At 53.3% G+C, this 7,293-nt stretch carries 7 protein-coding genes; 3 read left to right on the forward strand and 4 right to left on the reverse strand.

Going from position 1 to position 7,293, the window contains the following annotated elements; translation table 11 throughout:
- The 4 genes from B3Z49_RS12230 to B3Z49_RS12245 all read right to left on the reverse strand — a co-directional run.
- Nucleotides 1-536 (reverse strand): alpha-amylase family glycosyl hydrolase (locus tag B3Z49_RS12230; RefSeq protein WP_296991180.1); only part of this gene is annotated, 536 nt, incomplete at its 3' end.
- A gap of 38 nt (nt 537-574) precedes the next feature.
- Nucleotides 575-1,414 carry a carbohydrate ABC transporter permease gene (locus tag B3Z49_RS12235; protein ID WP_083952911.1) on the reverse strand — a complete coding sequence of 280 codons (840 nt, stop codon included), beginning with the start codon at nt 1,412-1,414 and terminating at the stop codon, nt 575-577.
- A 1-nt stretch (nt 1,415) separates the two neighbouring features.
- On the reverse strand, nt 1,416-2,339 hold the full coding sequence (locus tag B3Z49_RS12240; protein ID WP_064790522.1) for a carbohydrate ABC transporter permease: 924 nt from the start codon (nt 2,337-2,339) through the stop codon (nt 1,416-1,418).
- Between the two features lie 167 nt (nt 2,340-2,506).
- Nucleotides 2,507-3,781, reverse strand: a complete 1,275-nt coding sequence (locus B3Z49_RS12245) for an ABC transporter substrate-binding protein (protein WP_296991185.1) — start codon at nt 3,779-3,781, stop codon at nt 2,507-2,509.
- Nucleotides 3,782-4,168: 387 nt separating this feature from the next.
- Between B3Z49_RS12245 and B3Z49_RS12250 the strand changes: the two genes are divergently transcribed.
- The 3 genes from B3Z49_RS12250 to B3Z49_RS12260 form a co-directional block, all read left to right on the forward strand.
- Nucleotides 4,169-5,047, forward strand: a complete 879-nt coding sequence (locus B3Z49_RS12250; RefSeq protein WP_296991188.1) for a helix-turn-helix transcriptional regulator — start codon at nt 4,169-4,171, stop codon at nt 5,045-5,047.
- Between the two features lie 252 nt (nt 5,048-5,299).
- The gene (locus B3Z49_RS12255) at nt 5,300-5,431 is read left to right on the forward strand and encodes a hypothetical protein (RefSeq protein ID WP_296991191.1); all 132 of its coding nucleotides are present in this window, start codon (nt 5,300-5,302) and stop codon (nt 5,429-5,431) included.
- Nucleotides 5,432-6,133: 702 nt separating this feature from the next.
- A partial coding sequence (locus B3Z49_RS12260) for a polyhydroxyalkanoate depolymerase (RefSeq protein WP_296991193.1) occupies nt 6,134-7,293 on the forward strand: 1,160 nt, incomplete at its 3' end.

The following is a 7,293-nucleotide window of genomic DNA, read 5'->3' on the forward strand; positions in this document are numbered from 1 at the left end:
TTATGGAAATTGAGATCCGGCTGACTGACCAAGAAGTTATGCATGTAATATTGCTGGCGCGTGGTATCGAACTTCCACGCTGACCCGCCAAAGATCGACAGCCAGTTATTAGGCGGCGTGCCATCGGGTTTTGGATCGGCCCAGACATACCAGTCGGCTTTGGGGTTATCACGCGATGAACGGCTTTCCTTGAACCAATCATGCTGATCCGAGCTGTGTGACAGCACCTGATCAATCGTGACCCGCAGGCCCAAGTCATGGGCGCGTTCAACCAGATGATCGAAATCGGCCAGCGTGCCAAACATCGGATCGACATCACGATAGTCGGCCACGTCATAACCGAAATCCTTCATCGGCGAGGTAAAGAACGGCGAAAGCCAGATCCCGTCCACACCAAGCGACGCGACATATTCCAGTTTTTGGGTCACCCCCGGCAGATCGCCGATCCCGTCACCGTTGGAATCAAAGAAACTGCGCGGATAGATTTGATACAGGACGCCACCGCGCCACCAGTTTTGATCACCGGCCAAAGCCATTTTTGATCACCTTCAAGTCAATTTGGGACGAGATCGCATCAACCTTTGACAGCGCCAGCCGTCAGGCCGGACACGATGCGACGTTGGAAAATCAGAACCAGAACAATCAGTGGAACCGTCACGATGACCGATGCCGCCATGATATTGCCCCAAGGCATTTCAAACTGGCTGGCACCTGAAATCAGGGCGATGGCGACCGGCACGGTGCGCTGTTCATTGGTCAGAGTAAAGGTCAGGGCAAACAGGAACTCGTTCCAGGCCATGATGAAGGCCAGAAGCCCGGTGGTTACCATGGCCGGCCACATGACGGGCAGGAACACCCGGGTGATCACCGTCCACGGGCTGGCGCCATCCATGACAGCCGCTTCTTCGAGTTCGCGGGGCAGTTCGCGCATGAATGCTGTCAGGATCCAGACCGTGAATGGCAAGGTCAGCATCATGTAGGAAATCGCCAAACCGAACATGCTGTTATAAAGCCCGACCGCACGGATCAGCTCAAACATGCCGGACAGAACAGCAACTTGCGGGAACATCGACACCGACAAAATGGTGATCAGCAGCAACCCACGTCCGGCGAACTTGACGCGCGCCAGCGCATAGGATGCCGTTACCCCCATCAGAAGGGAAAGAGCAACCACCAGTACGCTGACAAAGATCGAATTGAAGATATTCCGCCCGAACGGCTGGCCTTCGAAGACTGACAGATAGTTCGCGAAGCTGAAGCTTTCGGGCAGATAATTGACTTCAAACAGGGCCGATCCGGTTTCGAACGCGGTCAGGATCGCATAGTAAAACGGGAACACCGCAAACAGGACGATCACACCGACCAGCAAATAGAAACCGGCCTTTTTGACGATGTCATTAAAGGTCATATCCATCTTAGTGCCCCCCTTCATCAAGGCGCACACGGCCAATCATGATATAAGCCATGATGCAAAACGCGATTACCAGGAACAGCAAGGTGGATGCGGCAGAGCCATATCCGACTTCCTGAAAATCGACCAATATCTGTCGGGCATAGACCGACATGGTCATGGTGTTGGGATTGTTCGGCGTCAGCACGTAAATCACGTCAAACACCCGAAGAGCATCAAGCGCACGGAAGATAACCGCAACCATCAGGGCCGGCTTGATCAGCGGCAAGGTCACCTTGAAGAACACCTTGACCGGGTGAATGCCATCAACCTTGGCGGCTTCGTAACAGTCACTTGGCAACATCTGAAGGGCTGCGAGTGTCAAAAGCGCCATAAATGGCGTCGTTTTCCAGACATCGACCATGATGACGGCGGCCATCGCCATTTGCGGATTGGCCGTCCATGCGATCGGTGCGTCGATAAAGCCAAGGGCAATGAACAGGTCATTGATGATGCCGAACTGATCATGAAGCATCCAGTTCCACATCTTGGCTGACACAATCGTCGGAATTGCCCACGGGATCAAAACAGCGGCACGGACAAGCGCGCGCCCCTTGAATTCCTGATTGAGGACAAGGGCAACAATGATGCCCAGAACCGTCTCAAGCGAGACCGAAATCACCGAGAAATAAATCGTGTTCCAGACCGCCTGCCACCATTCCGGGTCGGCCAAAAGCCCAAATGTCTCGCCGTCATAAACGGCATAGAAATTCTCAAACCCGATAAAGCCGTAGCTGCCAAGATCAGACAGATTTGCATCGGTAAAGCCGAAGATAAACGTTCGAAGCAAGGGCCAGCCTGCCACTGCGGCCAGAATGACCAGCATCGGGGTCAGGAATAACCAGGCCGAACGCCTTCTTGAACGTGTCAGGGACGAAACCTGCGCCATGTTACTGCTCTTGATATTGAAGTCAGACGGAGCAATGCCCGTCAGTCACCCGGCTTGCAATTTTATGATGTTAACAGCCGCCACTTCGGATGCGTTCATCACGGCAAACCGGCCTTGTGTCCGTCGGTGGGGCATCGTGTTTTGACGCCCCGCTCGACGGATGGGCGTTACCAACCGGAACGCTTGATGCGTTTAAGGCTACGTTCAAGCCCGGTAAGGGCCTCATCAGCAGTCTGGTTGCCAGAAAGGGCGCCATGAACAGCCTGCCAGAACTCGCTTGAAACCTTGTTATAGTTTGAACCGGTCACAGTTGATGGACGCGGTGCAGCATTGACAAAGGTGTCATAAAGATCGCCAAAGAACGGGTTGGCCGAAAGCACTTCTTCGTCCTGATAGAGATCGGCAATCGTCGGGTTATAGGACCCCTTGATGGCACGGCGTTTCTGTTCCTCATAGGAGGTCAGGAACTTCACAAGGTCTGCAGCCAGTTCAGGGTTTTCGGAATATTTGGAAACTGAGAGCTGCCAACCGCCAAGGGCTGCTGCCGAACGGCCATCTTCACCACCCTTTGGCAGGGCAGCGACGCCGACCTTGCCCTTGACCGGGCTGTCAGCAGAGTTTGCCAGCGACCAGGCATAAGGCCAGTTGCGCATGAAGACCGAGTTGCCCGACTGGAACACACCACGTGCTTCTTCTTCGGCATAACCAAGGACGCCCTCCGGCGAAATCGTACCTACCCAGCCCGCAGCAGTGCGGATGGCTTCCTTGGCGGCATCGTTATTGATCGAAATGTCGCCATTTGGCTCAACAACCGATCCACCGTTATAGGAAACAACCCATTCCAGCGCGTCGCAGGTCAGGCCTTCATACGCACGGCCCTGGAAAACATGGCCCCACATCTTGTCATTGCCAGCCTTGCGTTCGCCTTCCTGAATTTTCTGGGCCGTCGCGGTCAGTTGTTCCCAGGTTTCCGGGACGGGCTCACCGTACTTTTCCAGAAGATCCTTGCGGTAATAAAGAACACCTGCATCGGTGTACCAAGGCATCGCAACCAGACGATCTTCGAAGGTGTTGTTGGCAACAATGGCTTCAAAGTGTGCTTTGGCCTCTTCGGCCATATGATCATTCAGATCAATGAAGTGATTACCAAGAATACCCGGCCAGATCACATCGATCTGAAAGACGTCGATATCGGCCGAACCGGCGGCCAGAATTTGCTGGTAAAGGGCCAGACGTTCGGTGGTGGAGTTCGGAGTGGAAATCACCGAAACCTCGTTACCGGTTTTGGCCGCCCAAGCATCGACACCTTCCTGACACAACGCAAGTTCCTGACCAACCGCGCCACACGAAATCGAGATTTTGGCTGCATGTGCCGACCCGGCGATGGTGATGGCTGCGCCAAAGACGCCCGCAGTCGCGAGCAGCTTTTTCATCAAGGTCATGGAGACCTCCCTATATTGATGTTTGTTTTCCATGCAGCCTTTTGGCGGCTGCCTTGTTTGTTCTTATTGGACGTATTTCTGTGCAGGATGGGTTCCGCGCCAGAACCTCAGTCGCACTATCCGGCTACAATCAGTTCGGATTTTGCTTTCCCGGCGCGGAACCATCCGATTGAAAAAGGATACGCCTGATATGACCTTTTCAAAGTGTCATATCCTTCAAAGGATGATACTATTCTGCAAATTCAACGCCAATAGTCCTACAATTGACGGGTTAAAATGCGAATCATCCAGGAACGAATTACAAATCCAGATGGGTATAGCTGGGGTTATTTCCATTATGTCTGGGATGATTTCCGTTGTAACTGGCACCAGCACCCGGAATATGAAATGACTCTGACGCTCAACGCCAAAGGATCGCGTCTGATTGGTGATCATCGTCAGGATTTCGATGGCATCGACTTTGCCATGGTCGGCCCCAACCTGCCCCATTTATGGGAATGCAAACGTATCGACCCGTCCCGCCCGATTGAAGTTTATGTCATGTGGCTGTCTCAGGAATGGGTGCAGAACCTGACCCATGACTTTGTCGAATTTGCCGACTTCCACGAATTGTTTGATCGGGCACGCCGCGGTCTTTCCTTTACCGAAGACGCGGTTACCAAGGTAGAGAGTATCTGCCCCAAGCTTGACAGTGCCAAACCACGCGCACGCTTCATCCTGATGATTGAGATGCTGGAAACCCTTCTGGCCGGGATTGACCGCCCCCTGGCATCCGCCAATTTCCGGGGCGAGGCTGGTCACAACAGTGAATCGATCCGGGTTGACCGCGCCCTTGCCTTCATCCATGCACATCACGCTGAACCGCTGCGCGTTTCTGCCCTGGCCGATGTCGCGGGTGTAAGTGAAAGCAGCTTCTATCGTCTGTTCAAACGCTATACCGGGCGCAGCGTAGTGGAATATTTGAACGAATACCGCATATCGCGGGCGTGCGTTCAGTTGTCACGCACCGATCTGCCGATTTACCAGATTGCGGAAAATAACGGCTTTCCCAACCTGTCGAACTTCAATCGTCGCTTCCGGCAATATCGCGGCAAATCGGCCAATGCCTATCGCGAGAACATCCGCGTTCATGGCCAGTTCCCCGATCATCCGCCGACACCGGCCGCAGTCGCCGGTGCCGTTCCCGCCCGACCGCTTCCAAGCGAAGTTGATGGCATCCCGTCACGCACAGGCATCCCGGCAGCAACGATTGATGCGGCCGAGTAAAAGAACATCGGCGTTCTTTTTATCAAGACTCGTGTAAAGGCACTGTTTTCTGCGGATTTCATTGAACCCGAGTCCCATCCTTTGACGTGAATGTTCTCATTCTCAACCAAAAACGAGAACATTTGAGAACATCATATTTATATTTGAATTCAATCACTTAATACAGACACCGGCATTTTGTTCCAATTTTGTTCTTGCGAGAACAAAATCAGAACATTATGGTTCCTCCAGACAGATTGAGGAGGACACACCATGCTGAAACTGATCGAAAACCCGACCCGCTTAAACGAGCTTTGCAGCACAGTCGCTGTTGTCGGCAGCACAGGATTTTTCCTGTTTGTGATCGGACTTGGCATGGCCCAGACCCTTCGTGGTTTTGTCTAGGAATTCCCAACACACGTTATTTGTGTTTCTGAGGCCCGGACCATAAGCCACCCAGCTTTTGTCCATCACGGGCGTCTGACCGGCAGGCAACCCCGCACCCAAACCCTGTCCCGCCTGTCGGTCAGACCTTCCCTACGCCCTGTCTTCCCCATGGGGCCTCATGGACCGCAATAATGCTTTCCGCATACTCCGCCTACTGGCGCCGCTATTTCCCCAATAGCGGCGCTTTTTTTTTGATTTGCCCGTACCCGGCACCAGATTGACCCCAACAGAAAATGTGAGGCTTCCTCACATTCACTCCATCAGTCGCCTGCCAAGATCCAACGTTACATGTCAAAAACTTTTTATTGCATCGCAACAGTTTACGCTGCATTGCAAAATTTCACTCGACAAACCGGCAAAATTTCGTTTGAATCAGGCTGAAAAAAGATAATTCGTCATTTCCTCATACTTTATGGCTATTGCTTGTCTGCGGAACTCAAGTAGGCTTTGAAGCAACAATTGGATTTCAGAACGCTGATCCCCAGATATTGAGCAACGGGCGTCAGATCGGCCAACGGAAATTATTCGTCCAGACCGAAATTCTGAAACAAGCCAGATTACGCGCGCAGGTACGCTGTGCGCGGATAAAACAGGGTGAAATGCCGTAAACCAGGTCGGTGACCACTTAAATCTTTGTCGGTCACCCGGGAGTGAGAATAAATGCTGTATCACCTTTATGAATTGCAGCACGCCACAATAAGCCCGCTTCGCATGGCAGCTGACGCCAGCAAGAAGTGGCTGCGCAATCCGGCCAATCCAATGTCCTATACCCATCAGGGTCGGGCAGCGGCCGCAGCGTGTGACGTGTTCACGCATATTACCCATCGTTACGGCAAACCGGAATTCGGTCTGGACACGACGGTGATCAACGGCGAAACCGTGCCGATCACCGAAGAAATCGTCCACAGCGAAGCTTTTTGCAACCTGTTGCATTTCAAGCGCGAAACCGACCATCTGAAAACGCAGCCCGATGACCCGCGCCTGTTGATTGTGGCCCCGCTTTCCGGACACTTTTCAACACTTCTGCGCGGCACGGTCGAAGCACTTCTGCCCGATCATGATGTCTATATTACCGACTGGATTGATGCCCGTCTGGTGCCAGTCCACCTTGGCCATTTCGATCTTGATAGCTATATCGATTATCTGATGCGCTTCTTGCGCAAGCTTGGCCCGAACACCCACATGATGGCCGTTTGCCAGCCATCTGTGCCGGTGGTTGCCGCAGCATCCCTGATGGCAGCAGGCAACGAAGCCTGCCAGCCTGCATCGATGACCCTGATGGGGGGCCCGATTGATACCCGCGAAAACCCGACCGAGGTCAACAAGTTCGCCAAGCAGCATACCCTTGACTGGTTTGAGCAGCATGTAATTTCCCACGTGCCCCTTCCACATGCGGGTGTGATGCGCCGGGTTTATCCGGGCTTTATGCAGCTTGCCGGCTTCATGAGCATGAACTGGGATCGCCACGTTTCCGCCCATCACGACATGTTCAATCACCTTGTCGAAGGTGACGGCGAAAGTGCCGATGCCAAGCGTCATTTCTATCAGGAATACCTGGCGGTCATGGATATGACGGCCGAGTTTTATCTGCAGACGCTGAAGGTCGTATTCCACGAACACAGCCTGCCCGAAGGTACGATGCGCTGGCAGGGTGTTCCGGTTGATCCATCCGCCATCACCAAAACGGCCCTTCTGACCGTTGAAGGTGAACGTGATGATATTACCGGCATGGGACAGACCCGCGCGGCCCACAAGCTGACCACCAATCTGCCTGACAATATGCGCATGCATCATCTTCAGCAGGGTGTCGGCCATTACGG

The sequence above is a fragment of the Thalassospira sp. UBA1131 genome (assembly GCF_002311515.1).
Classification (GTDB): domain Bacteria; phylum Pseudomonadota; class Alphaproteobacteria; order Rhodospirillales; family Thalassospiraceae; genus Thalassospira.